Source organism: Polynucleobacter aenigmaticus (genome assembly GCF_002206635.1).
Classification (GTDB): Bacteria; Pseudomonadota; Gammaproteobacteria; order Burkholderiales; family Burkholderiaceae; genus Polynucleobacter; species Polynucleobacter aenigmaticus.
On the sequence record NZ_NGUO01000002.1, the window covers coordinates 1 to 25,637 of the forward strand.

Annotated in this window: 27 protein-coding genes and 1 tRNA gene; 12 read left to right on the forward strand and 16 right to left on the reverse strand. The window is 45.8% G+C overall.

Annotated elements, in window-relative coordinates:
• On the forward strand, positions 1-597 hold a 597-nt coding region (locus CBI30_RS00585), incomplete at its 5' end, for an IS3 family transposase (RefSeq protein ID WP_143744334.1).
• A gap of 66 nt (positions 598-663) precedes the next feature.
• On the opposite strand, the gene CBI30_RS00590 is transcribed toward CBI30_RS00585, so the two are convergent.
• The 9 genes from CBI30_RS00590 to CBI30_RS00630 form a co-directional block, all read right to left on the reverse strand.
• Positions 664-1,371 carry a TerC family protein gene (locus CBI30_RS00590; protein WP_088526416.1) on the reverse strand — a complete coding sequence of 236 codons (708 nt, stop codon included), beginning with the start codon at positions 1,369-1,371 and terminating at the stop codon, positions 664-666.
• Between the two features lie 82 nt (positions 1,372-1,453).
• On the reverse strand, positions 1,454-2,347 hold the full coding sequence (gene sucD / locus CBI30_RS00595) for a succinate--CoA ligase subunit alpha (RefSeq protein ID WP_088526417.1): 894 nt from the start codon (positions 2,345-2,347) through the stop codon (positions 1,454-1,456).
• A gap of 15 nt (positions 2,348-2,362) precedes the next feature.
• Positions 2,363-3,532: an ADP-forming succinate--CoA ligase subunit beta gene (gene sucC / locus CBI30_RS00600; protein ID WP_088526418.1), complete on the reverse strand. Its 1,170-nt coding sequence runs from the start codon at positions 3,530-3,532 to the stop codon at positions 2,363-2,365.
• Between the two features lie 189 nt (positions 3,533-3,721).
• Positions 3,722-4,258, reverse strand: a complete 537-nt coding sequence (locus tag CBI30_RS00605; RefSeq protein WP_088526419.1) for a RecX family transcriptional regulator — start codon at positions 4,256-4,258, stop codon at positions 3,722-3,724.
• A gap of 7 nt (positions 4,259-4,265) precedes the next feature.
• On the reverse strand, positions 4,266-5,348 hold the full coding sequence (recA, locus tag CBI30_RS00610; protein WP_370652594.1) for a recombinase RecA: 1,083 nt from the start codon (positions 5,346-5,348) through the stop codon (positions 4,266-4,268).
• Between the two features lie 121 nt (positions 5,349-5,469).
• Positions 5,470-6,003 (reverse strand): DUF2878 domain-containing protein, encoded by a 534-nt coding sequence (locus CBI30_RS00615; protein WP_088526421.1) that lies wholly within the window; start codon positions 6,001-6,003, stop codon positions 5,470-5,472.
• Positions 6,004-6,068: 65 nt separating this feature from the next.
• Positions 6,069-6,145, reverse strand: a tRNA-Met gene (locus CBI30_RS00620).
• 70 nt (positions 6,146-6,215) lie between these two features.
• Positions 6,216-7,025: a fumarylacetoacetate hydrolase family protein gene (locus CBI30_RS00625; protein ID WP_169711229.1), complete on the reverse strand. Its 810-nt coding sequence runs from the start codon at positions 7,023-7,025 to the stop codon at positions 6,216-6,218.
• A 92-nt stretch (positions 7,026-7,117) separates the two neighbouring features.
• A complete protein-coding gene (locus tag CBI30_RS00630) occupies positions 7,118-7,528 on the reverse strand; it encodes a hypothetical protein (RefSeq protein WP_088526422.1) in 411 nt (136 codons plus the stop codon).
• A 79-nt stretch (positions 7,529-7,607) separates the two neighbouring features.
• On the opposite strand from CBI30_RS00630, the gene CBI30_RS00635 reads away from it, so the two are divergent.
• On the forward strand, positions 7,608-8,186 hold the full coding sequence (locus CBI30_RS00635) for an MOSC domain-containing protein (RefSeq protein WP_240553453.1): 579 nt from the start codon (positions 7,608-7,610) through the stop codon (positions 8,184-8,186).
• 65 nt (positions 8,187-8,251) lie between these two features.
• Here the strand turns inward: CBI30_RS00635 and CBI30_RS00640 are convergent, their stop codons facing one another.
• A complete protein-coding gene (locus tag CBI30_RS00640) occupies positions 8,252-9,922 on the reverse strand; it encodes an MFS transporter (protein WP_088526424.1) in 1,671 nt (556 codons plus the stop codon).
• A gap of 306 nt (positions 9,923-10,228) precedes the next feature.
• Here CBI30_RS00640 and CBI30_RS00645 point away from each other — a divergent pair, with 306 nt between their 5' ends.
• Genes CBI30_RS00645 through CBI30_RS00660 form a run of 4 tightly spaced genes read left to right on the forward strand, consistent with a single transcriptional unit; the run spans position 10,229 to position 14,956 of the window.
• Positions 10,229-11,314: a TRAP transporter substrate-binding protein gene (locus CBI30_RS00645; RefSeq protein ID WP_088526425.1), complete on the forward strand. Its 1,086-nt coding sequence runs from the start codon at positions 10,229-10,231 to the stop codon at positions 11,312-11,314.
• Positions 11,315-11,334: 20 nt separating this feature from the next.
• Entirely contained in the window at positions 11,335-11,877 is a 543-nt protein-coding gene (locus tag CBI30_RS00650; protein ID WP_088526426.1) for a TRAP transporter small permease subunit, read from the forward strand.
• Complete coding sequence (locus tag CBI30_RS00655) at positions 11,874-13,319, forward strand: TRAP transporter large permease (RefSeq protein ID WP_088526427.1); 1,446 nt, start codon at positions 11,874-11,876, stop codon at positions 13,317-13,319. The genes CBI30_RS00650 and CBI30_RS00655 overlap by 4 nt, the downstream gene beginning before the upstream one ends.
• A gap of 38 nt (positions 13,320-13,357) precedes the next feature.
• Entirely contained in the window at positions 13,358-14,956 is a 1,599-nt protein-coding gene (locus CBI30_RS00660; RefSeq protein WP_206075512.1) for a gamma-glutamyltransferase family protein, read from the forward strand.
• Here the strand turns inward: CBI30_RS00660 and CBI30_RS00665 are convergent.
• Positions 14,943-15,572 (reverse strand): trimeric intracellular cation channel family protein, encoded by a 630-nt coding sequence (locus tag CBI30_RS00665; protein WP_088526428.1) that lies wholly within the window; start codon positions 15,570-15,572, stop codon positions 14,943-14,945. The genes CBI30_RS00660 and CBI30_RS00665 overlap by 14 nt on opposite strands.
• An 82-nt stretch (positions 15,573-15,654) precedes the next feature.
• Between CBI30_RS00665 and maiA the strand changes: the two genes are divergently transcribed.
• Positions 15,655-16,335, forward strand: coding sequence for a maleylacetoacetate isomerase (gene maiA, locus CBI30_RS00670; protein WP_088526429.1), 681 nt, complete (start codon positions 15,655-15,657; stop codon positions 16,333-16,335).
• Here the strand turns inward: maiA and CBI30_RS00675 are convergent.
• The 3 genes from CBI30_RS00675 to CBI30_RS00685 are packed head-to-tail and all read right to left on the reverse strand — an operon-like array spanning position 16,306 to position 19,018.
• Entirely contained in the window at positions 16,306-17,235 is a 930-nt protein-coding gene (locus CBI30_RS00675) for an AEC family transporter (protein ID WP_088526430.1), read from the reverse strand. The two genes, maiA and CBI30_RS00675, sit on opposite strands and share 30 nt — an antisense overlap.
• A 20-nt stretch (positions 17,236-17,255) precedes the next feature.
• Complete coding sequence (locus CBI30_RS00680; RefSeq protein WP_088526431.1) at positions 17,256-17,780, reverse strand: gamma carbonic anhydrase family protein; 525 nt, start codon at positions 17,778-17,780, stop codon at positions 17,256-17,258.
• Between the two features lie 35 nt (positions 17,781-17,815).
• Positions 17,816-19,018 carry an ammonium transporter gene (locus CBI30_RS00685; protein WP_088526432.1) on the reverse strand — a complete coding sequence of 401 codons (1,203 nt, stop codon included), beginning with the start codon at positions 19,016-19,018 and terminating at the stop codon, positions 17,816-17,818.
• Between the two features lie 138 nt (positions 19,019-19,156).
• Here CBI30_RS00685 and CBI30_RS00690 point away from each other — a divergent pair, with 138 nt between their 5' ends.
• Positions 19,157-19,519, forward strand: a complete 363-nt coding sequence (locus CBI30_RS00690) for a Rap1a/Tai family immunity protein (RefSeq protein WP_088526433.1) — start codon at positions 19,157-19,159, stop codon at positions 19,517-19,519.
• Positions 19,520-19,567: 48 nt separating this feature from the next.
• Entirely contained in the window at positions 19,568-19,855 is a 288-nt protein-coding gene (locus CBI30_RS00695; protein ID WP_088526434.1) for a glycine zipper domain-containing protein, read from the forward strand.
• A gap of 111 nt (positions 19,856-19,966) precedes the next feature.
• Here CBI30_RS00695 and htpG read toward each other — a convergent pair whose 3' ends face one another.
• On the reverse strand, positions 19,967-21,868 hold the full coding sequence (htpG, locus tag CBI30_RS00700; protein WP_088526435.1) for a molecular chaperone HtpG: 1,902 nt from the start codon (positions 21,866-21,868) through the stop codon (positions 19,967-19,969).
• A gap of 83 nt (positions 21,869-21,951) precedes the next feature.
• The gene (locus CBI30_RS00705; protein WP_088526436.1) at positions 21,952-22,362 is read right to left on the reverse strand and encodes a rhodanese-like domain-containing protein; all 411 of its coding nucleotides are present in this window, start codon (positions 22,360-22,362) and stop codon (positions 21,952-21,954) included.
• A gap of 82 nt (positions 22,363-22,444) precedes the next feature.
• On the opposite strand from CBI30_RS00705, the gene CBI30_RS00710 reads away from it, so the two are divergent.
• The 3 genes from CBI30_RS00710 to ybeY all read left to right on the forward strand — a co-directional run bounded on the left by CBI30_RS00710 (position 22,445) and on the right by ybeY (position 25,589).
• The gene (locus tag CBI30_RS00710; protein WP_088526437.1) at positions 22,445-23,707 is read left to right on the forward strand and encodes a putative Na+/H+ antiporter; all 1,263 of its coding nucleotides are present in this window, start codon (positions 22,445-22,447) and stop codon (positions 23,705-23,707) included.
• A 57-nt stretch (positions 23,708-23,764) separates the two neighbouring features.
• The gene (gene miaB / locus CBI30_RS00715) at positions 23,765-25,111 is read left to right on the forward strand and encodes a tRNA (N6-isopentenyl adenosine(37)-C2)-methylthiotransferase MiaB (protein ID WP_088526438.1); all 1,347 of its coding nucleotides are present in this window, start codon (positions 23,765-23,767) and stop codon (positions 25,109-25,111) included.
• A gap of 76 nt (positions 25,112-25,187) precedes the next feature.
• Positions 25,188-25,589, forward strand: a complete 402-nt coding sequence (ybeY, locus tag CBI30_RS00720) for an rRNA maturation RNase YbeY (RefSeq protein WP_240553454.1) — start codon at positions 25,188-25,190, stop codon at positions 25,587-25,589.
• Positions 25,590-25,637 lie beyond the last annotated feature (48 nt).

A 25,637-nucleotide genomic window follows, 5' to 3' on the forward strand; every position in this document is an offset into this window, starting at 1 on the left:
CAACTGGGGCTTAAATCCACCGTGCGCCCTAAGCGCTATCAGTCCTATAGGGGCGCTGTTGGTAAAACAGCTCCCAATTTACTGCAGCGTAACTTTGCAGCTAACAAGCCCAATCAAAAGTGGGTCACCGATGTCACTGAGTTCAATATTAAAGGCGAGAAGGTTTACCTCTCGCCAATATTGGATCTGTATAACCAAGAGATCGTCTCTTATGAGATCGCTGATAGACCTCAGATCCGCTCGGTGATGGAGATGCTCAAAAGTGCTTTTAAAAGACTGGGTAATAGTGAGCAACCTATGCTGCACTCAGACCAAGGCTGGCAATACCAAATGGGGATTTATCAACAGGCTTTGAAGGTACAAGGTCTTAGCCAAAGCATGTCTAGAAAAGGCAACTGTCTGGATAACGCAGTCATGGAAAACTGGTTTGGGATTATGAAAACCGAGTTCTTCTACCAAAAGAAGTTCTCAGATGTTCAATCATTTAAAACGGAGCTTAAGGACTACATCCACTACTACAACCATGATCGAATCAAGGAAAAACTAAAGGGATTGAGCCCGGTTCAATACCGAACTCAATCCCTCGTGCTAACCTGATTAAACTGTCCAACTTTTGTGGGTCAGTTCATAGAGTCTGGCTTTTCTGATTAACGCGAATGAAAATTAGTGCGCTGCTTTAGCAGCATTTCTTTTCTTCATATAGGTACCAAGGAGAATCACAATCGCAACACCAATCACCTCAAAGGCTAACTTAGCATCGCCTAATGCAGCTTGAATGCTATCTTTAATTGCTGGATCCTCGACCAACATGCCACCAGCTAGAAAGCCTAAAAGACCTGCGCCCAAAGTAATGATGATTGGGAAACGCTCCATCACTTTTAGCAACATAGCGCTACCAAAAATAATCAATGGAATAGACATACCCAAGCCAATAATCAACAATAGAAGTTGAGTCTCTTGAGGACCTTTTTGAGCCGCTGCTGCAACTGCCAAAACGTTGTCCAAGCTCATCACTAAATCGGCAATCAAAATCGTACGAATAGCTGCCCAAATACTTGTCTTGCCTTCCATATGCTCTTCGCCTTCACTATCGGCTAATAACTGAACCCCGATATAGACGAGCAAAATTGCGCCAACAAGCTTTAGGTACGGGAGAGTTAAAAGTGCAACGGCGGTAATAGTGAGCACCACCCGCAAGATGATGGCTGCAGCACTACCCCAAAATATTGCCTTCTTTTGCTGGGCAGGCGGCAGATTACGGGAAGCCAAAGCAATGACCACCGCGTTATCACCAGATAACAAAATATTCGCCACGATAATTGAGAGTAATGCCGCCCAAAACGTTGCATCTGAAAATGCTGAAAAATCCATAATGTCTCCGTACCTTATATATTTTAGTTTTGACTACAGGGTATTGCAAAAAGCATGCTGATTATCAGCATGCTTTTATTGATTACAACATAGCTTTGAGTAAAGCAGCCATTTCTGAAGGGTTTCTGGTTACTTTAAAGCCGCATTCTTCCATTACTGCAAGCTTTGCATCAGCAGTATCGGCACCACCAGAAATCAATGCGCCAGCATGGCCCATACGCTTTCCAGGAGGCGCTGTTACACCAGCAATAAAGCCCACAATTGGCTTTTTCATATTGGCTTTGCACCAGAGAGCTGCTTCAGCTTCGTCAGGCCCACCAATTTCGCCAATCATAATGACCGCATCAGTATCAGGGTCTTCATTGAACATTCTCATGATGTCAATGTGCTTTAAGCCATTGATGGGGTCGCCACCAATACCCACTGCAGTGGATTGACCCAAACCAATTGCTGTCAATTGACCAACCGCTTCATAAGTCAAAGTGCCTGAACGGCTAACAACACCAATACGACCTTTTTTATGAATATGGCCGGGCATGATGCCGATTTTGATTTCATCTGGAGTAATGATCCCAGGACAATTTGGCCCGAGCAACAAAGTCTTCTTGCCGCCAGCCGCTTCTTTTGCCGTCATCCTGTTACGAACTTCCAGCATGTCCTTGACTGGAATGCCTTCAGTAATACAAATGACAAAATCGAGGTCCGCTTCAACAGCTTCCCAAATGGCAGCAGCAGCACCAGGAGGTGGAACATAAATTACAGAAGCAGTAGCACCAGTTTGCTGAGCGGCTTCTTTTACAGTTCCATAAATTGGAATATTGAAAATAGACTCGCCAGCTTTTTTAGGATTTACACCAGCAACAAAACAGTTTTTACCGTTTGCGTATTCTTGGCACTTCTCAGTGTGGAATTGGCCAGTCTTACCAGTAATACCTTGAGTAATTACTTTAGTATTTTTATTTACCAAAATAGACATATTGAAGTTCCTTGATTATTTGTTTTTCGCAACAGCAGCAACTACCTTAGTAGCAGCTTCAGCCATTGAATCGGCGCTAATGATTGGCAAACCAGAGTCTGCAAGAATTTTCTTGCCCAACTCCTCGTTGGTACCCTTCATGCGCACAACCAAAGGTACAGTCAAGTTCACCGCTTTACATGCTGTAACCACGCCATCAGCGATCACATCGCAACGCATAATGCCGCCGAAAATGTTCACCAAAATCGCTTCAACACTCTTGTTCTTGAGCATGATCTTGAAGGCCTCGGTAACCTTCTCTGCAGTAGCGCCACCGCCAACATCCAAGAAGTTTGCTGGCTCGCCACCAAACAACTTAATTGTATCCATCGTAGCCATTGCCAAGCCTGCACCATTCACTAAGCAACCAATGTTGCCGTCGAGTGAAATGTAAGCCAAGTCAAACTTAGAAGCCTCAATCTCAGCTGCATCTTCTTCATCGATATCGCGGTAAGCCACGATTTCTGGATGACGATACAAAGCATTTGGATCGAAGTTGAATTTAGCGTCTAGCGCCTTAATCTTGCCATTGCCTTCAAGGATTAATGGGTTGATTTCCACCAATGAAGCATCGGTATCCCAATAAGTCTTGTACAAATTCTTGAACACATCACTTGCCATTGGAATAGAGGCATCTGGAACACCAATACCTTTAGCAATAATGTCGCAATCAGCATCTGTCAAACCAATCAATGGGTCAACAAATACTTTAATAATTTTTTCTGGATGAGATTCTGCAACCTCTTCAATATCCATGCCACCTTCACTAGAAGCCATGATGACATTCTTCTGTGTGCCACGATCAGTAACGATACTAAAGTAGTACTCTTTTTTAATATCAGCACCATCCTCAATTAAGAGACGGTTTACTTTTTGACCTTCCGGGCCAGTTTGATGGGTTTTTAATTGCATACCCAAGATTTCAGAAGCATATTTCTTCACTTCGTCCATGCTTCTTGCTAACTTTACGCCGCCGCCTTTACCGCGACCGCCCGCATGAATTTGCGCTTTAACAACCCATACAGGGCCACCTAGCTTTTCGGCTGCTTTAATTGCCTCATCAACACTAAATACAGGGATGCCATTTGGAACAGGCACATTAAATTGGCGTAGTAATTCTTTGCCTTGGTACTCGTGAATTTTCATTATTACTCCCGAAACGGTATCTTTTTTAGCAAGCGATGAGGATTAGTAAAACCGATTTCGCCTTAATTGCCTACTTACTCTATGACTAACTTTAAGAAGTTAACTGAAATAAATGGGAGGGGCTTCACCGACTCTATAAGTCTAGCATGCTGCAATGCGGCAACATGGCATATTGGATCCGTAGTTGCCCTAATCAGGGCGTCCTGCCACCACCTTAGATACAACAGCAGAGCTAAAGCCCTTAGAAGCTAGAAAACGATACTGGCGGGCACGCTCTTTTTGGTCTGTCGCTAGCACCCCAAATTTCCGTAACCACAGTTCGTGAGCCCTTTGATATTCAGTTTCTTTTAGATTCTTGAGGAGATCTGCAGTCTTTGAGCTATCTACGCCAGCCTGCGCAAGCTCGTCTTGAATTTTGCGGGCACCAAACCGCTCGCTACGGCGCCGAACTAAGGCCTCTGCAAAGCGCTGGTCAGAAAGCCAACCACGGGCCTCAAAATCATCCAAAACCGCTTCAATCTGAACTTCCAAGGGTATTTCTGGCACTGCTAGCCCTGAATCCCCTTCAAGCGGGCGCAATTTCAGCATCCTTGCTGCGGATTCTGCAAGCTTGGAGGCTAAGCCTTTTCGGCTGTACTCTCGCATCGACAAAAGGCGCAAAGCCCGAGCTTTGAGACTCGGGCTTTGTTTATTACCTTTCTTAGTGCTGCGGTCTAACTCTGACATTGAGCGATTACGCTTCCTCTTCTTCGCTCACAACGTCGCTAACTACCACTGTCCCAGCTTTTACACCTAATTTCGCACGAATCTTAGATTCGATATCTTGAGCAATGGCTGGATTCTCTTTTAAAAACTCGCGCACATTGTCTTTCCCTTGACCAATGCGATCGCCGTTGTATGCATACCAAGAGCCTGATTTCTCAACGATATCGGCTTCAACACCCATATCGATAATTTCACCTTCTCTGGAAATACCATGGCCGTACATGATGTCGAAAATTGCTTCACGGAATGGTGGGGCAACCTTGTTCTTCACAACCTTCACGCGGGTCTCATTGCCTACAACTTCATCACCCTTCTTAATGCTACCGATACGACGAATGTCCAAACGCATAGTCGCGTAAAACTTCAGCGCATTACCACCGGTAGTCGTTTCAGGCGAACCAAACATCACACCAATCTTCATGCGAATCTGGTTAATAAAGATGACGGTTGTATTGGTACGCTTGATCGCACCAGTCAGCTTACGTAAGGCTTGGCTCATTAAGCGTGCTTGTAAGCCAGGCAAGGAATCACCCATATCGCCCTCGATCTCCGCCCTTGGAACCAAAGCTGCTACAGAGTCAATTACGATCAGATCGATGGAGCCTGAGCGAACCAGGGCATCAGCAATTTCTAAAGCTTGTTCGCCAGTATCCGGCTGTGAGATCAATAAATTATTAACATCTACGCCAAGACGTGAGGCGTATTGAACATCCAATGCATGCTCAGCATCGATAAAGGCGCAAGTTCCACCAATCTTTTGCATCTCTGCAATCGCATGCAAAGTCAGCGTTGTCTTACCGGAAGACTCAGGACCGTAAATCTCAATCACGCGCCCACGCGCTAAACCACCAACCCCAAGGGCAATATCTAAACCCAAAGAGCCACTTGATACCACTTGAATATCTTGATGAATCTCTGCATCGCCCAATCTCATGATTGAGCCCTTACCAAATTGCTTCTCAATTTGCGCCAAGGCGGCAGTCAATGCTTTTTGCTTGTCTCCGCTCATGCCGTCAAATTCGGATGAGGCTGATTTTTTCTTATCGTCCAAGGCCATGTTTGATCCCTTTTCACTATTAGTTAGGCTGTTTTTTGAGTTTTTTGAGTTTTTTATCAACATGCAACTAACTGTATATAAAAACAGTAGTATTTGCAAGCGACTTTTAAAGGATTTATGGCTGATTTTTTAATAGGGCCGATCCTACGGGTCGATCCCAATAGAAAAAGAGGGGGATGGCTATACCCCAGGCCAGGCCCAGCAGAATGAGTCCGCCAATTTGGCCATTAACACCCCATGCCCCTGCGCCCATTCTGACCCCAGCCTCATAGGACATGGGCCCTGCAATTGCTCCTAGCACCCCACCCAGGATAGGTTTGCCCCGTAGCCAAGCCAAAGAACTATTGATGGTGCTGGCAACTAAAGCCCACAGCGTCCACATCCAAAATGGTGAGAGATAAGCGCTTGGCCAAGGGTTTTGAAAGCTTAAAAAGCCCCAATTGGCTACCAGCGTGTCGACTGCCACCCCAAATAGAGCCGCCTTAAAAAGAAGTTTTAGCTCCGACAGGGGCCGAGGGGAGCGCCAGCTATGAATGGCAAGGTAGACCAAGGTAGCGACTACAGGCCAAAACACCTGCTGATTGGCGGCGCCAATAATGCAAGCAAACCAACCAGCCTGGAAAAGTACAAAATTCCAAAATTTAGCCATCAATCAAATCCCAGTGACATTACCTAAGAAAAAGGCCACTGCCGGTGGGCAATGGCCTTTTGATTTGGTGGCGATTCAGGGATTCGAACCCCGGACCTGTGGATTATGATTCCATCGCTCTAACCAACTGAGCTAAATCGCCGAACGTCAGATTTTAGCTTATTTGATCAAAATCCTCAATTTATCTACTTTGACCCTAATGAACCAGGCAATCAAATGATCTTAATAGTTAAATCCGGCAAATTATCGATGCTGCAACGAACTATGTCGCCACGGACAACCGGCCCCACATTCTCAGGCGTACCAGAGTAGATGATGTCGCCAGGAAATAATTCATTTGCTTCGGATAATTTGGCAATTTGCTCTGCCACCGACCAAATCATTTGCTCTAAATTCGCCTTCTGTTTCACAACTCCGTTTACAGAAAGTGAAATCGCGCCCTTCGTAAAGTGGCCAACTTGACCAACCCGGAAGATCGGCCCAATAGGGGCGGAATGATCAAATGACTTACCAATCTCCCAGGGCTTCTTTTGGTCGCCCATAAAGCGCTGCAAATCACGACGAGTCATATCCAAACCCAAGGCATAACCAAATACATGCTCAAGGGCTTTTTCTACGGGGATATTTTTTCCCCCTTTATTAAGGGCAGCGACCAACTCAACCTCGTAGTGATAGTTTTTGGTCAGCGAGGGATAGGGATGGTCGATTATCTTATTTGGCGCTACAAATTGAATCGCATCGGTTGGCTTTTGAAAAAAGAATGGTGGCTCACGCGTTGGATCCGATCCCATCTCACGGGCATGTGCCGCATAGTTTCTGCCAATGCAGTAAATACGGCGTACAGGGAATTCAGCATCGCTACCCGCAATCGGTATCAGGGTTTGAGCGACCACAAATGGTGTCGAGACTACTTCTGCAGTATGCGCCTCAACAGCAGAAATTAGCCCTACCGATGAAAGGGAGGCAACACCCATTTTGATTGCGTTGCGTCGACCAATGAGATCTTTATCCCGAATTGACATTACTCACTTCTCCTTAAGAATAGCAATCATCGTATTCCGAATAGCGCATATGTACATCAGGAAAACCCCAGTAATCCCAAGCTAATTAAATCTCACTTAATCTGAAAAACGCTCATTGCCTCATCACGGTTATAGCGAATAAAAACCTCGATTTTCTTAGCTAAAAAGAGCTTTTTAAGAACCTCATCCTTATTTTCAAAGGTGATGGCAGTTTGCTCCGGGAAGCGCGAAAAGGGGTCACTCATCACTTCTATGGGTTGACCATCCACTTTAATCAATCGAATCGTCCGCTTGTAAAAGCGATCAGGCTGAATAAATATTAGACGCTTGACATATTTATCTAAGACCAGCTTTTGCCCTTGATCATTGGCTTTGTAGTAATAGACCAACTCGTCTTTACCATTCGTAGTGGCATCCCGCTCCTCATCCCATTTGGCAAATACAGCCTGACTTGCAAGCGTACAAAGAAAAGCTACCACTGCTAACCTATAAAGATGCATCATTTACTTTCCTAGTTGGATCAATTCATCTTATCAGTCATCAGCACATATGCGCCTTCTATCGATCTCGTCTGGCAAAGTCATGCCTCTTTTTGGATCCCATCACCCAAACTATAAAAGCGTTGCTTCTGCTATCAACAAGGAATCTATCAGCAACCTGAATAATCCAGTCCCAGTTGAAATTACCAGACTCGGTGTAGCAGGAGATGAACAGGCAGATCCATCCGTCCATGGAGGACTTGAGAAAGCGATTTATGTTTATCCAGTTGAGCACTACGCTTTTTGGAATGAGCTCCTGACTCGTGAAACAAAGAAATTAGTCAATCTTCCACTTGGCGCCTTTGGAGAAAACTTCACAATAGAAGGCTTGCTTGAAACTGGGGTATATATCGGCGACAGAATTCAAATTGGTGATCTTGAATTTACCGTAGTCAAGTTACGTGAACCTTGCTTTAAGTTTAATGCCAAGATGGGATACAAAGGCGCAGCGAAAGCCATGCTGCAATCTGGATTCAGCGGGTGGTACTTACGTGTCAATCAAATGGGCACACTTACAGTGGGCTTAGACATCAAAGTCATCCCAGGCCAGAGAGTCACCTCGATAGCAGATCAAAACAAGACCCTGTTTAACCGCGGCAATCAAAAAAATCTTTGGGATTAATTTTGGCAATAAAAAACCCGACCACTTAGTGGTCGGGTTTAGTTTTTGAAACAGACCAGTGAAGCTTAGTCTTTAGCGTAAATATCTACGTCTTTAGTTTCTTTAACAAACAGCACACCGATTACCAATGTCATTGCAGCAATGATGATTGGGTACCAGAGACCGTAGTAAATGTTACCGTTCTGCGCTACCAAGGCGAAGGAGATCGTTGGCAACAAGCCACCGAACCAACCGTTACCAATATGGTATGGCAAGGACATAGAGGTGTAGCGAATACGAGTTGGGAACATCTCAACTAACATCGCTGCGATTGGGCCATAAACCATGGTTACCAAAATCACCAAGTACACCAACAAGAGCAATACAGCTACGTAATTGATTTGTGATGAATCAGCTTTAGCTGGGTAGCCGGCAGCATTCAAAGACTCACGAATTGCCTTCTTGAACTCAGCATCTTTTGCTTTCGCATCAGCTGGAGCTAAGCCTTTTGCTGAGTAACCAGTGATTTCTGTATCACCAATCTTCACAACCGCAACACCGCCAGCAGGACCAGCAACAGTGCTATAGCTAGCAGAGTTGGAAGCCATCACTTGCTTTGCGATATCGCAAGAACTTGTGAACTTCGCTGTACCAGTTGGGTTGAACTGGAAGGTACATTCGTTTAAGTCAGCAGTAATTGTGGCTGGTGCTGTTGCCATCGCCTTTTCTAACGCTGGGTTAGCAAAGTGAGTCAAAGCATTGAACACGGAAACTGGTGTATTTGGAATGTAAGTGATGACAGCCAATAACAAGCCACTCATGATGATCACTTTACGACCAATCTTGTCTGACCATGCGCCGAATATCACGAAGAATGGTGTGCCGATTACCAATGAAGCGGCAATCAACAAGTTCGCAGTCTTAGCGTCCACCTTTAACACTTGCGTGAGGTAGAACAAAGCGTAGAACTGACCTGTGTACCAAACCACCGCTTGACCTGCAACCAGACCAAACAATGCCAAGATAACAATCTTCAAGTTTTTCCATTGACCGAATGACTCTGTCAAAGGTGCTTTAGACAATTTGCCTTCATCTTTCATCTTCTTAAAAGCTGGAGATTCGTTCATTGATAAACGGATCCAAACAGAAACAGCTAAAAGACCAATAGAAAGAATGAAAGGAACACGCCAGCCCCAAACATCAAAGTCTGCGCCAGTGAATTCACGTGTGAACAAAATCACGAGCAAGGACAAGAACAAGCCAAGAGTAGCTGTTGTCTGAATCCAAGCTGTGTAAGCACCACGACGACCGTGAGGAGCATGCTCAGCAACGTAAGTTGCAGCACCGCCGTATTCACCACCCAAAGCCAAACCTTGAAGCATGCGCAATGCGATCAAGATCACAGGAGCAGCAACACCGATAGTGGCGTAGTTAGGCAGAATACCCACGATGAATGTGGCGCCGCCCATCAACAGGATCGTCACCAAGAAGGTGTATTTACGACCAATCAAATCACCTAAGCGACCAAATACCAAGGCGCCGAAAGGGCGAACGATAAAACCGGCAGCAAACGCTAGCAAAGCGAAAATGAAGGCTGAGCCTGCATCTAGGCCTGAGAAGAATTGCTTGGCGATAACAGCAGCCAATGAACCGTAAAGATAAAAGTCGTACCACTCAAAAACCGTACCTAAAGAGGAAGCAAAAATAACTTTGCGCTCTTCAGCGGTCATTGGGGCTGCTTTAGTTGATGTTGACATCAGTAGCTCCTAACTATTTTTAATGAAATAAAAAACAACGTGTCGATTATGTCTTGAAAAAATCTAAAGAAATCCACTACTTAGGGTAATTCCCCATCAAATTGGGTCGGGGTTTTCCCCATAAATGTGGAATTGTTGCAACGCATTTGATGCATTCTCATAAAACGCACTTGCACCAAGATGTTGCTAGCAGCCCAATTTAGGTGCAAATCTAATTTAGCACTTATTTGTATCCCGATTTAATTGCATTTGTAGTCCGCATTCGGCAGTGCACTAAAAAAATAATTAATTTAAGGAGCAAGACAAATGAAAAGACGTGACTTTTTAAGTAAAACTGCATTAGGTGCCGCTGCCGGTGTATTGGCAGCTCCAGCCATAGCTCAATCCATGCCTGAAGTGAAGTGGCGCTGTGCCTCTAGCTTCCCTAAAAGCTTGGACACAATTTACGGTGGTGGCGAATACATTTCTAAGCGAGTGGCAGCCCTGACCGATGGCAAGTTTCAGATTCGTATTTTTGGTGCCGGTGAGATTGTTCCAGCATTTGGCACTGTAGACGCTGTGCAACAAGGCACCGTCGAGTGCACCCATACCGCCGGCTATTACTTCGTTGGAAAAAATAAGACTTTTGCTTTTGATACAACAGTACCTTTTGGCATGAATCAACGTCAACAGAATGCTTGGATGTATTGGGGTGGGGGTTTAAAACTCCAGCGTGAATTTTTGCGTGACTACAGCATTGTTTCTTTCCCGGCAGGTAATACTGGAACTCAAATGGGTGGCTGGTTTAAAAAACCCGTCAAGACTGTTGCCGACCTCAAGGGATTAAAAATGCGTATTGCCGGCTTGGGTGGCGAAGTGATGTCACGCCTTGGCGCAATTCCACAGCAAATTGCTGGTGGCGATATTTACCCAGCTCTTGAGAAGGGTGTTATCGACGCAGCTGAGTGGGTTGGGCCATATGACGATGAAAAGTTAGGCTTCTACAAGATTGCTCCTTACTACTACTACCCAGGATGGTGGGAAGCGTGCTCCATGTATTCCATGTACGTCAACATTAAGGAATGGGAAAAGTTACCCAAGCAGTATCAAGAGGCTTTTACTTCCGCTTGCGCTGAATGCAATATCGACATGATGGCCGAGTATGACTACAAAAACCCAATCGCCTTACAGAGCTTGATTAAGAACGGCGTGAAACTTCAGTCTTACTCAACAGAAATCATGAAAGCAGCATCGAATGCGGCCTTTGAGATGTATGAAGAAGAGGCTGCCAAGAATCCGTCCTTCAAGAAGATATATGAGCCATGGAAGAAATTCCGCAACGACCAAATGCTTTGGAACAAAGTTGCAGAACAGACGCTCATGAGCTTTATGTTGACGAACCCAGTCAAATAAGAACCTACCGATAAGTTGATATGCCAAAACAATTATTAGTTTTTTCAAGTTTCGTTGATCGCCTAAATGACCGTTTTGGTGTACTAGCGAGCTGGTTGGTGTTACTTGCCGTACTGGTCAGCACTGCAAATGCGTTGATCCGGTATAGCTTTAACTTCAGTTCCAATGGCTGGTTAGAAGCGCAGTGGTATTTATTTGCCGGGATGGTGATGTTCGGTGCTGCCACTACGTTTCGCCTTAATGAACATGTTCGGGTGGATGTGCTTTATGCGATGTACCCGAACAAAGTTCGCCTCTGGCTGGATTTCTGCGGAGGCATTGTTTTCTTCCTACCGGTGACTATCGTCATTGGGTATTACTCCTGGGAATTTTTTATTACCTCAGTGATTCAGAACGAAACCTCAAGTAATCCCGGTGGACTCATTCGATGGCCAGTTCGCGGCGCCATTACCCTCGGCTTTTTCTTGCTGACCCTTCAGGGTCTGTCTGAAATCATCAAACGATACGCAGCCATCATTGGCGTGATCAAAATCGATCCTAAGTACGAAAGACCTTTGCAATGATTAGTCATGATCTGATGGCCCCCATTATGTTTGGGGGTCTGATTCTATTTTTGTTAATTGGATATCCTGCAGCCTTTTCTCTTGGCGCTGTTGGCTTATTCTTTTCCTTTATCGGCATCGAGATGGGCATGTTCCAACCCACCTTTTTGCAAGCCCTTCCAGATAGAGTCTTTGGCATTCTTTCCAATGACCTTTTGCTCTCCATCCCCTTCTTTACGTTCATGGGAGCTATTCTTGAAAAGTGCGGCTTAGCAGAAGACATGCTTGAGGGATTGGGGCAGTTATTCGGTCCAGTCCGGGGCGGCCTTGCCTATGCCGTCATTATTGTGGGCGCCATACTGGGAGCAATCACAGGTACGGTCGCAGCTTCAGTCATTGCAATGGGCCTTATCTCCCTGCCAATTATGTTGCGCTATGGATATAACCCACGCGTTGCAACTGGCGTTATTGCAGCGTCAGGGACTATTACTCAGCTGATTCCACCATCACTCGTCTTAATTGTGCTGGCTGATCAACTGGGCAAGTCAGTTGGAGATATGTATGCCGGTGCTATTGGACCATCCATTATTCAAATAGTGCTGTTTTGTTTGTTTATTTTCTTTCTCTCAATTTTTAGACCACAAGATGTGCCAGCTCTTCCACCAGAGGCTCGCCCTAAAATTGACTGGAAATTACTCAAGAAAATTCTGTGGGGCATTGTTCCCTCGATTGCCCTGATCTTCTTAGTGCTTGGCACTATCTTGATGGGTCTTGCTACACCAACTGAAGGTGGTGCGATGGGCTCTGTTGGCGCCTTGGTTCTGGCAGCAATGAACAATCGTCTTAAAAAGCCTTTAGTCTGGGAGGCAATGACTTCTACCATGCGCATCAATGCCATGGTGATCTTTATCCTGATTGGTTCCACTGTATTCGGTCTGGCGTTTAGAGGTGTGGATGGCGATCTCTGGATCGAAAATCTACTCTCTGGGCTCCCAGGTGGGCAAGTTGGATTCTTAATCGCAGTGAACTTGTTTGTTTTCTTCTTAGCTTTTTTCTTGGATTACTTTGAGATTGCCTTCATCATTATTCCGCTGTTAGCACCTGTTGCTGAAAAGTTGGGTATTGATCTTATTTGGTTTGGCGTTTTGCTGGGTGCAAACATGCAAACCTCATTCATGCATCCACCATTCGGATTTGCCTTGTTTTATCTTCGGGGTGTGGCACCGAAATCTGTCAAGAGCTCCGACATTTACTATGGGGCCCTTCCCTGGGTTGGCTTGCAACTAATCTTAGTTGCCATCATCATCTTTATCCCAGAAACTGTGACTTATTTTGTTGATAAACCTACAGCCGTCTTTGATGCCAGCGGGCCCTCTGTTGATCCATTGGCCGGTGTAGAGCAAAATGAGATTACGGTAGACTCCAGCTCTGACATTGAACGTCAGTTACGAGAGAATAAATAACAATAAATATTGAGACAGCAGTCAAAGGGGTTTTAGTAATGCAACAAAAATGGGGTATTCGAGGGATGGCGGTAGCGCCACACTCACTAGCGTCAGAATCAGCCTTAGCAGTACTGCGCGAAGGTGGCAATGCATTAGAAGCGATGGTAGCTGCTGCGGCCACCATCGCTGTCGTGTACCCCCACATGAACTCGATTGGCGGCGACTCTTTCTGGGTGGTGCACTCCCCAGGTAAAGCCATGGGTGGCATTGATGCCTGCGGTGCAGCTGCTGGCTTAGCGACTAAAAATTGGTATGCCGAGCGAGGAATTACCAAGGCCATTCCTTTTAGGGGCGCAGTGGCAGCGAATACCGTTGCAGGCACTATCTCTGGATGGGGTGCAGCACAGCAACTCTCAAAACAAGGTTTAGGTGGCACACTTCCCCTATCCCGCTTGCTGGCGGATGCCATTCATTATGCAGAGGAAGGCGTTCCCGTTACCAATAGTCAATCAAGCCTGACTACCAAAAAACGCTCAGAACTCATTAACATTCCTGGATTTGCTGAAACATTCCTTGTGGATGGCAAAGCGCCATTAACAGGCAGCATCTTTAAGCAAGAGCGTCTCGCCAAGACCTTGCGCCAAATTTCGCGGAATGGGACGGAGGATTACTATCGCGGTGATTTGGCTGACCTGCTAGCCAAAGAGCTCACAGAGATTGGTAGCCCCCTCCGACTTGGAGACCTGCATCGCCACCAAGCCAAACTCATTGATCCGCTTGAACTAAAGCATAGCCTAGGCAATGTGTACAACATGACGCCGCCAACCCAAGGCGTTGTGTCCTTGATGATTATTGGAATATTGGATCAACTTAATCTCAAGCGCTTCAAAGTCGACAGTGCGGAATATGTCCACCACTGTGTTGAAGCTACCAAGCAAGCCTTTAAAGTGCGCGATCAATTTGTGACTGACCCGGCGTACATGACAAGAAATGCGCAGTCATTCTTATCCCCCGCGTTTCTAAAAAAACTCGCCAAGAATATTGATCCTGAGAAGGCTTTGCCTTGGGGTCAAGGCAAAGGGCCGGCAGATACCATCTGGATGGGCGTCATTGACGGTAACGGTAATTGTGTTTCATTCATTCAAAGCATTTATCACGAGTTTGGCGCCGGAATTGTTCTTCCTAAATCAGGCGTGAACTGGCAAAACCGTGGCTGCAGCTTCTCACTGGATACAAAGACACTCAATCACCTTGAGCCTTACCGAAAGCCATTTCATACATTAAACCCAGCAATGGCTTTATTTAAAGATGGTCGATCCATGGTGTACGGCACGATGGGTGGCGATGGACAGCCACAAACGCAATGCGCCGTCTTTACTCGCACAGCAACTTACGGGCTTGACCCGCAAGATGCCATTAGTCGTCCGCGTTGGCTCCTAGGTAGAACCTGGGGTCAAACCAGCGACAGCCTAAAGCTAGAATCGCGTTTTAGCCCATGGGTTGCCAAAGAACTCCATGCTTTAGGACATGAGATTGAAATGCTAGATGCCTTTGATGAAACCGTCGGTCATGCAGGCTGCATTATTCGCGATCCATCTGGCACGCTTCGCGGTGGCTGGGACCCTCGTAGCGATGGTGCTGTTAGCGCGTTTTAGTAATAAACAATTTGGGTACGCGCAGATCCCAGTAAATGGCGGCTGCGCGTAAGCCAAAAATAGCGAGCATGCAAAGTACTGATCCCTCTAGCGTTAAGGCGGGAAAGAAATTTAAAATCAGAACATAGACGCAGCAACCTAAAGTTACTGGGATTGCATAAAGCTCATGGGACATGAGCAATGTTTTTCTACCGGCCAAAATATCGCGCAGCAAACCACCGCCAATCGCCGTCACCACCCCCAAAATCACCGGGGCTACTGGTAATCCAAACCCCAAGTTCCACGCCTTATCGGCTCCCTGAATACCAAACAAGGCGGCGCCAAGACCGTCTATATATAGCATCCAGCGATAAATCTGCGGTTGTGTAAAAAAAGACTCAGCTACGAAAGTAACTATGCAGGCGCCCAATGCCACCCAAATATAAATTTGGGCAATCGACCAAAAGGCAGGCACGTCTAAAATAATGTCGCGTACAGTTCCACCACCAATGGCGGTAATCACACCTAGAACCAGAACACCAAAAAGATCGACGCCGCGATCGGCTATGGCAAGAACGCCCGTGACAGCAAATGCGATGGTGGCAACGATGCCAATCCAGAAATTAATTTGATCCATAGCCCTGAGTCTAAATCACTGGAAGCAGACGATCAATTAAGCCCTGAATATACTGAGGGTTATGCTCTCCAAGGAATCTTTCATGAAAACTCAGCTTTATAGTTTTTGGCGTAGTTCAGCAGCGTTCCGGGTGCGCATTGCCCTGAATTTAAAAGGCCTGGAATACGAAGTGATCCCAGTTCATCTTGTTAGGCAGGGTGGCGAACAGACTTCCCCTGAATACGCCAATAAAAATCCCAATCGCTTGGTGCCCCTCTACACCGATGGCAATTACACCATTCATCAATCACTTGCCATTATTGAATACCTAGAGGAGACTCAACCCTCCCCACCCTTATTACCTCGGCTCCCTATCGATCGAGCATGGGTGCGTGCAATAGCGATGGATATAGCTATTGAGATTCATCCCTTGAGTAATTTGCGAGTCTTGCGATACCTCATTAAAAAGTTAGGTATCAGCATGGAGGCGAAAGACGTCTGGTATCAACACTGGATGGCATTGGGACTTGAGAGCCTTGAGAAACAATTAAGCTCTGATTCAAGAGTGGGTCGCTTTGCTTGCGGTGCTCAGCCTGGCTTGATCGATATCTGCTTGGTGCCACAGCTATTTAATGCACTCAGTGCAAAGATGGATATGAAAGCCTATCCCACCCTCATGCGAATCTTTGCTGAGTGCATGACACTACCAGCCTTTATTGATGCCTCTTGGGAAAAACAAATCGATGCAGAAGGATCAAATCCCTTTATTCCACCAAAGGAATAAGGAAAGGGTTAGCAAAGATCCAATAGTCGTTAATAGCACTACTCGAGAAATCATTCTGCCATCCCTCTGGTAATACTGGGCGAGCATAAATGGGCCCGTACCAGTAGGGAGGGCAGCTAATATCACAACCGCACTCACCGACAATTCCGGTAAATTTAAGATCGGTCCAGCAATGAACCATGCAAGCACCGGTTGAATAATGAGTTTTGCAATACTAATTCCCCATGCTTGCTGCGACGCAAACCTTTCTTTTTGCATTAAAAATAGTCCGATAGAAACTAGCGCGCAAGGTGTTGCAGCCGCAGCCAGAAAGGCGATGACTTGCGCCAATGGATCATACAAAACCAAATCTGTAGAAGCCCACAGCAAACCAGCCACGGGAGCAATCAACAATGGATTCGTGCACAGTGATTTGATGACACTCCAAAAAATTTCATGGGATTTTTTGTGCGACAAAATGCCAATCTCAATCAGCACCGTAGCCAGTGCAAACATGACAAAAACAATAAAAGTAGAAATGATTGCTGGGGCCAACCCATCTTGGCCAAGAGCCAACACACACAGTGGGATGCCCATATACCCAGTATTGGAGTAGGACGCACTCAACCCAGAAAAGCTCGCTGCCGCTAAATCTCGATTGCGAACCCAGCTAAGTACCAGGACAAGAATAAATACTGCCAAGCAACTCAGAAAAAAGGCGGCAATAAAACCTGGCTGCCACAGCGTTTGCCAACTACTGCTCGATGCGAAATGAAATAACTGTGCAGGTAGCGCAAGCCAGACGACAAAGCGATTTAACTCTGTAGATGCACTTTCTCCTAACTTACCTGTTCTGCCGCAAACGTATCCAATCAGAATGAGGGCAAATACTGGAAAGACGACATTAAAGACGTAGAACAATTTAGGTGTGCTTTATTAAATTACGCAATCTTCTTGAGACTTTGTTGGTATCGTTGTGCATTGTTGACATAGCGCCCAGCAATATCTTGAATGCCCGCAATCTGCTCTGGCGTGAGTGTTTTCACGGCCTTGGCCGGCGAACCCAAAATCATCGACCCGTCAGGAAACTCTTTACCTTCAGTCACCAATGCACCAGCACCCACCAAACAGTTTTTGCCAATTTTGGCGCCATTCAAAATAACCGCACCAATCCCAATCAAGCTACCATCGCCGATGTGGCAACCATGCAGCATTACCTGGTGACCAATGGTTACTCGCTTACCGATGATGAGGGGGTAACCTGGATCGGTGTGCAAGATAGAGGCATCTTGCACATTACTGTCCTCGCCAATTTGAATGAGATCGTTATCGCCACGGATAACCACCTTGGGCCAGATACTGGCATTTGCGTGTAGCTCAACCTTGCCGATGACTTCTGCGCTCTCGGCAACCCAAGCTCCCTCCGCCAATTGGGGAGCATTTCCGTCTAGTTCAAATATAGCCATCACTCATTATAGGTAATGGCTATATTTAAGAAAGCTTACCAGTTAGGCTCGCGATCTGGCGTGGATGAAATACGGTGAATACTCAAATCAGCACCGTCATATTCTTCTTCATGCGACATCCGAATACCTAAAACAACTTTTAGCAGCCCGTAAACCACAAAACCGCCAATGAGTGCAATTGCAACACCCAGACCGCTTCCAATCAACTGACCCAAGAAGCTAACTCCACCTATACCGCCCAACGCTTTTGTCCCAAAGATACCCGCAGCCAAACCACCCCACAATCCGCACAAGCCATGCAAAGGCCACACACCTAAAACATCATCGATCTTCCAGCGGTTTTGCACCAAGGTGAACATATACACGAACAGGGCGCCAGCAATTAATCCAACTACTAATGCACCCATTGGATGCATTAAGTCTGAGCCTGCACACACCGCGACTAAACCCGCTAAAGGGCCGTTGTAGGTAAAGCCAGGATCATTGCGCCCAACCACCCAAGCAGCTAGAGTCCCACCAGCCATAGCCATCAAAGAGTTCATTGCTACTAAGCCACTTACCTTATCGATGGTTTGCGCACTCATCACATTAAATCCAAACCAGCCCACCGCTAAAATCCACGCGCCCAAAGCCAAGAATGGAATACTTGAAGGGGGATGTGCTGCAACGTTTCCATCCTTTGAATAGCGCCCGCGACGTGCGCCCAAAAGAATGATGGCAGGTAAGGCAATCCAACCGCCTACCGCATGCACCACGATGGATCCAGCAAAGTCATGAAATTCTTCACCAGTGAAACCTTTAATCCAGGCTTGAATTCCATAGTGCTGATTCCAGGCAATGCCCTCGAAGAAAGGATAAATGAAGCCAACTAAAACAAAGGTAGCAATTAATTGAGGATTGAACTTGGCACGCTCTGCAATACCGCCGGAAATGATCGCTGGAATAGCGGCGGCAAAGGTCAACAAGAAAAAGAATTTGACTAACTCATAGCCATTTTTCTCGGCCAACAATTCTGCGCCAGAGAAAAAGTCTACGCCATAGGCAATGCTGTAGCCAATAAAGAAATAGGCAATTGTCGAAACCGCAAAGTCGACCAAGATTTTGACCAAGGCATTGACTTGGTTCTTTTTACGAACGGTACCCAATTCGAGGAATGCAAAGCCTGCATGCATCGCCAGAACCATAATGGCGCCGAGCAAGATAAATAAGACATCACTGCCTGATTTCACAGTTTCCATCGAAATAACCCCTTTATGTTTTTGCGTCATTATGGGGACTATAAGGACCGATTTTGGGCATTAATGCACTGTTTTAGTGCAATTTAATACCAAAAATATGGTTTATTATCAAATTTACATATATCCAAGGGAGAACCCATGAAAAAAGTTTTAATTCTATTGGCTGCTTTAGTCTCATTTTGCGGCTTAGCCCAAGCTCAAGAAAAAGTTCAGGTACTAAGCACGCAAGAGCTAGTGAATGTTTGCAAATTACCTGCAAGCCCAGAATCACGCAGTTTTTGCATAGGCTATACAACAGCTATTTATGACACTTATTTAGCCACACGCCATCCACAGCGCGCGAAACCCTACATTTGCGTCAAGCAACCAGCCCCATCACGTGATGAAGTGATTGGTGAGTTTGTGAAATTTGGCCAAAGCAATCAACAGGTTTCAGATAAACCTGCAGCGGGCGTTTTCTTGGGCTTCTTGGCAGGACGCTTTCCTTGCGCCAGAAAATAATTCAAGACATTTAGCCAATTCAATCTATAGACATAAGGAACAGTTGATATGAAAAAAATGATCGCAATTACTGCTTCAACCCTAGCAATCGCAGGTTGCTCCAACATGAGCAATACAGAACAACGCACATTATCTGGTGCTAGCATCGGCGCAGCTGCTGGTGCAGTTGGCACAGCCATTTTCCACGGCAACCCTATCTGGGGTGCAGTTGGTGGCGCAGCAGTTGGTGCAGCATCTGGTTATGCATACGATGCTTACAAGAAAGAGCAGGCTTCTGAGTACAACTCTGGTTACAACGCTGGAAAAAATAATCAACCGGCTAAAGCTCCGCAGTAATACTTGGTATTACTGAAATAGCTTTAAAACTAGACTAAGTTCTAGTTTAAGAAAAATAAAAAACCCGACCCGCGTAATGCGAGTCGGGTTTTTCTTTAGGGCTTCAGTAATTTAAGAAAGTAACAGCTGATTAATACGTTTTACATAAGCAGCTGGATCATTCAACTGACCGCCCTCAGCCAAGAGAGCTTGATCAAACAAGACCCGAGTCCACTCATCAAAATGCTGGTTATCTGATTTCAACTTAAGCAGTAAAGGATGCTCTGGATTAATTTCCAAAATAGGCTTTGTATCTGGGGCTTGCTGGCCTGCAGCCTTGAGCATGCGCAATAAATTTCCAGAGAGTTCATTCTCATCAGAAACTAAGCATGCTGGGGAATCCGTTAACCGGAAGGTGACACGAACGTCTTTCACCTTATCCTCCAATGCCAACTTCATACGATCGAGCAAGTCCTTGAAATTCTTTTCAGTTTCTTCGTGATCTTTCTTTTCTTTCTCGTCGCTTAAGCTGCCAAGATCAAGCCCGCCTTTGGCCACGGACGTCATTTGCTTGCCATCAAACTCGGTAAAGAAAGAAAGCATCCATTCATCCACTCGATCAGAGAGCAACAGCACTTCGACACCCTTCTTACGGAAGATCTCTAAATGAGGACTGTTTTTAGCGGCGTTAAAAGTATCGCCAGTGACGTAATAAACCTTGTCCTGACCTTCTTTCATACGAGAAACATATTCAGCCAAAGAAACGGTTTGATCTGCAGAGTCGGTATGCGTACTTGCAAAACGTAAGAGTTTTAAGATACGCTCTTGATTTGGCTGATCCTCACCAATACCCTCCTTGAGAACTTGTCCGAACTGAGTCCAGAAGGTGCGGTACTTTTCTTTCTTAAGCTCATCATCGCTGTTAGCCAAATCTTCCAGCATACTCAATACACGCTTGGTCGAGCTTTCTCGGATGATCTTGACATCACGTGATTCCTGCAAAATTTCACGAGAGACATTCAACGGCAAATCAGTTGAATCAATCACGCCCGTGACAAAGCGAAGATACATTGGCATCAATTGCTCTGCGTCATCCATGATGAATACACGCTTCACATACAACTTAATGCCGCCACGCTTATTGCGATCCCATAAATCAAAAGGAGCGCGAGCCGGCACATACAGAAGTTGCGTAAATTCGCTGCGACCCTCTACTCGATTTAATGAGTAGCACAAAGGGCCCTCATAGTCATGAGAAAGATGTTTGTAAAACTCGTCGTATTGCTCTTCTGTAATTTCGGATTTAGCGCGTGCCCATAGGGCGCTCGACTGATTAATGCTCTCTAACTCATCCTTAATGACATGCTCACTTTTATCGGCATCCCATTCCTCTTTATTCATCTGAATTGGCAGAGAGATGTGATCGGAGTACTTGCGAATAATGGATTTTAGTTTATGAGTGGAAAGGAAATCATCCTCGCCTTCACGCAGGTGCATCGTGATTGATGTCCCACGCTGTAGACGGTCAATACTTTCTACCGTAAATTCGCCTGAGCCATCGGACTCCCACCGGACACCATCGGTAGCAGGCAGACCTGCGCGACGAGTTTCAACAGTAATACGGTCAGCCACAATAAATGCGGAATAAAAACCAACGCCAAACTGACCAATCAACGCGGCGTCTTTTTGCTGGTCACCGGAAAGCTTGGAGAAGAACTCTTTGGTACCAGAGCGAGCGATAGTCCCTAAATTGGATATAACCTCATCTCGACTCATGCCGATACCGTTATCCGAAATGGTGACTGTCCTCGCAGTCTTATCAAAACTCACCTTGATCTTCAGATCAGGATCGTCTCCGTACCAATCCGGATGCTCAATGCCCTCGAAACGCAACTTGTCTGATGCATCCGATGCATTAGAGATCAGCTCGCGGAGAAAAATTTCCTTGTTGGAATACAGGGAATGGATCATCAGTTGTAAAAGTTGCTTTACCTCGGCCTGAAAGCCTAAAGTTTCTTTACTAGCTACAGTCATACGAATACCCTCTTCATTAATGAACTTAACTACCCATAAATGGGGGCTAATTACCGCATTTCAAGATCTTTACATACAGGAATTTAGCCGTGGTGCAACTTAGGGTCCTTCTGGGACACAGGCAATTCCGCCTTTTTCCAGGCACTAAAACCACCCTCTAAGTGGCAGACCCCTGGAACCCCCATTTTTTGGAGGGTCTCAGTTGCCAAAGCAGAGCGCCAAGCTGAGGCACAATAAAGCACCAAGCGCTTACCCTCTCCAAAAACTGGCTTGTAATAGGGACTGTCTGGGTCGACCCAAAATTCCAGCATGCCACGGGGTGCATGTAAAGCATTGGGAATCATCCCTTCGCGCTCCAGCTCCCTTACATCCCGAATATCTACAAAAATCACATTTTCATCATCCAAGAGTCTTTGAGCCCGCTCCAAAGGAAGGGTCTCAATTTGAGCCATCGCTTGTGCAATTAACTCTTGATAGCCTAATTTCAATTTCATCAAAATCTCCTAAATCGCCAACATTTTTATTTGGTAAATCTTCGGGATATTTCCACGGGGGATGCCCTGATAATATGTCTCTATGAACTTTACCCCTACAGAACTTGGCGCAAGCATCATTTTTGCCATCGCAGTACTGCACACCTTTTGTACTTCGTATTTTGAAGTGCTTGCTAAAAAATCTCCAAGACATGCTGGTTTATGGCATTTGCTTGGCGAAGTCGAAATCGTTTTTGGTTTTTGGGCTGCCATTCTCATTATCTTTATGTGGCTTGCAAGCGATTTGGCTACGGCAACAGATTACGCCAACAAACGTAACTTTACGGAACCCTTGTTTGTCTTCGCCATTATGGTTGTTGCCGGGAGTAAACCGATTCTGCAGTTTGCAACTCAACTCCTACAAAGACTGGGTAAGGCAATTCAATTGGTGTTGCGCACCAAGCAAGCGCCTACGCTGTATTTCTTAACGCTCAGCATTACCCCGCTACTAGGCTCATTAATCACCGAGCCAGCAGCAATGACGCTTGCAGCCTTCTTATTACGTGACCTAGTTTATCGCCACAAATGCTCAACCCCATTGCTCTATGGCACGCTGGGAGCTTTATTTGTCAATATTTCGATTGGTGGCACGCTCACAAACTTTGCCGCCCCACCCGTCCTCATGGTGGCATCAACATGGAATTGGGACACCCCATTCATGTTCGCCAACTTTGGGTTCGAGGCAACTATCGCTATTTTTATTAACGCTACTGTGGTGACACTACTCTTTCATAAGCAATTAATTGAGCCTGCAAGCAAGTCTCAAACTGCGCGCATTCCACTGGCGATTACAACCATCCATCTGCTGTTCCTAGCTGGCATTGTGGGCTTTGCTCATGACCCTGTGATCTTCATGTGGCTTTTACTATTTTTTATAGGCTTCATTACAGCTTATCCAAAACATCAATGCCCGCTGATTTTGCGTGAGGCGCTATTAGTGGGATTCTTCTTGGCTGGCCTCGTTGTGCTCGGCGGATTACAGGGCTGGTGGTTGCAACCCATCCTGGAAGTCATGAGCCCCACAGCAGTGTTCTACGGAAGCTTGGCATTAACGGCTATTACAGACAATGCAGCGCTAACCTATTTGGGCTCGCTAGTGCAAGGAACCTCGCCGGAATTCAAACTGGCCTTAGTTGGTGGTGCAGTTGCAGGCGGCGGCCTGACTGTAATTGCTAATGCTCCAAACCCTGCGGGGCTAGCAATTTTGCGCAGTTACTTCCCCAATGCAGCAGTTTCTGCTGGATTACTGCTTGTAGCCGCGATTCCTCCTACGATTGTTACCATTCTTGCATTGCGCCTGCTGTAACAGTTTTATCCCGTAAAATCTGAGCTTCGCCCCCAGCTATAAACCTGAAAACGGCATATGAAAAAGCTCTATATCAAAACCTTTGGCTGTCAAATGAACGAGTATGACTCGGGCAAGATGGCTGACCTACTCCACGCCGATGAAGGCATGGTCATGACCGACACCCCCGAAGATGCTGATGTCGTTCTTCTGAATACCTGCTCCATTCGCGAGAAGGCAGAAGATAAAGTGTTCTCTGACTTAGGTCGTCTCCGTGAGCTCAAAAAATTGAAGCCTAATTTATTGATCGGTGTCGGCGGTTGCGTTGCCAGCCAAGAAGGACAACAAATCATCAGCAGGGCGCCCTATGTTGACGTCGTCTTCGGACCGCAAACATTGCATCGCCTATCAGACCTGCTTGCACAACGTCGTGCGACTGGAAGATCACAGGTAGATATCTCTTTTCCAGAAATTGAGAAGTTTGACCACCTACCCTCATCACGTCAGACCCGTGGCTCTGCTTACGTTTCCATCATGGAAGGTTGCTCAAAATACTGTAGCTATTGCGTTGTGCCATATACGCGCGGTGAAGAGGTTTCACGCCCTTTTGATGATGTGCTTACTGAAGTAGCCGGTCTTGCCGCCCAAGGTGTTAAGGAGATTGTCTTACTAGGACAGAATGTCAACGCCTATCTTGGCAAGATGGGTGGCACTGAAGAAATTGCAGACTTTGCATTACTTCTTGAATACGTCGCAGAAATTCCTGGGGTCGAAAGAATTCGCTTTACGACTAGCCATCCCAAAGAATTCACGCAGCGCTTGATTGACGTCTATGCAAAAGTTCCTAAGTTAGTAAGTCACTTACATTTGCCAGTTCAACATGCATCGGATTCAGTGCTATCGGCTATGAAGCGTGGATATACCGCCCTGGAATACAAAAGCATCATTCGCAAGATGCGTGCTGTGCGCCCCGACCTGACCCTTTCTAGCGATTTTATTGTTGGCTTTCCTGGTGAAACCGATGAAGACTTTGCAAAACTACTGAAGATGGTTGAAGAGCTGAATTTTGATAACAGCTTTTGCTTTATCTTCAGCGCCCGCCCTGGTACGCCCGCAGCCAATTTAAGTGATGACACGCCTTACGAAGTCAAACTAAAGCGCTTGCAAACCCTACTTACCCTTGTAGAGTCACAAGCAACTCAGATTAGTCAAAAAATGTTGGGCAACACTGAGCGAGTACTTATTGAAGGCTTAGCAAAAGATGGGGTAAACCTACAAGGTCGTGCAGCGAATAATCGCGTCATTCACTTTACTGCGCCAGATGAAGATATTGAATCTCTCAAAGGGCAAATGGTGGATATCCGTATCACTGAAGTTCTGAATTACACCCTCAGAGGTGAGCTGATTCAGGCACACGCAATCTAAGATGCCCAGTAGATCTACCCCTACACCCAAGCTGGCAATTGAAATTCAATTTGCCAGCCCCTCCATTGAAACTAAGGTGGGTGCAATTGCATCTTCAGCTTTAATTAAAAAATGGGTGAAAAAAGCTATTCAACACGATGGTTCTATAACGCTTCGCTTCGTGAATCAATCAGAAGGTAAAAAACTCAACCTTGCTTTTCGCGCCAAAGATAAAGCAACTAATGTACTCACCTTTCCATACGAGCTCACTAAAAAGACTTTGGCCGCCGATATTATTTTTTGCCTTCCTATTATTCAAAAAGAGGCATCCGAACAAGACAAGACTGTCAAAGCGCATTTAGCCCACCTGATTATTCATGGCTGCTTACATGCGCAAGGTCTAGATCACGTAAGCGATAAAGAAGCCAAAAAAATGGAAAATCGAGAAATAACACTTTTGAAAACGCTAGGCTTTGCTAACCCCTACGCACCTATTTAACGACTCTTTACTTCGATCTTCATTGAATTTACTTATTTCTACGATATT